Annotated in this window: 1 protein-coding gene; it reads left to right on the forward strand. The window is 60.7% G+C overall.

All coding sequences use genetic code 11. The features are described 5' to 3' along the window. Nucleotides 1-212: 212 nt before the first annotated feature. Nucleotides 213-605: recombinase family protein (locus QN347_RS19380; protein ID WP_323494342.1), on the forward strand; the 393-nt coding region annotated here is incomplete at its 3' end.

The raw sequence follows: 605 nt of genomic DNA on the forward strand, positions 1-605 counted from the left end.
GCTCCACACGCACCTAGCGGTAGCAGTAGCCCAGCAATCAGTGCGCTCGCGGTTTTCATCGACGTAACATGCAACGTCAGCACGAGGCTGTCCAACGACTGTCGGCTAAGGACCGACAGTCATGATGCAAAACTCACAAGTTTTGCATCAGATGGAAAAGCGCACAAAACCCGGCACTTCCATGATGCATAATTCCGATGCACAATCGGCGCATGATTTACGGCTATGCGCGTGTCTCATCCAACGGGCAGGACCTGGCGCAGCAGCTCGCCCAGCTCGACGCGGCCGGCTGCACGAAGGTCTATCGCGAGAAGATCAGTGGCGGGACCGCCGAGCGGCCTCAGCTTAAACGCGCGATCGGCGCGCTCGATGCCGGCGACGTGCTGATGGTGACGTCCACAGATCGTCTCGCCCGCAACACGCGCGACCTGTTGAACATCCTCCATGCGGTGAAGGAGGCTGGAGCCGGCTTTCGCTCGATCGCGGAGCCGATGGTGGATACCACCTCACAGTTCTCCGAAGTCATCATTGCCGTGCTGGGGGTCGCAGCGAGTTATGAGCGCCATCGTATCACCGAGCGCACCGCAGCCGGCAGGGTCCAGGCG

The organism is Sphingomonas sp. 10B4 (assembly GCF_035019905.1).
GTDB classification, from domain to species: domain Bacteria; phylum Pseudomonadota; class Alphaproteobacteria; order Sphingomonadales; family Sphingomonadaceae; genus Sphingomonas; species Sphingomonas glacialis.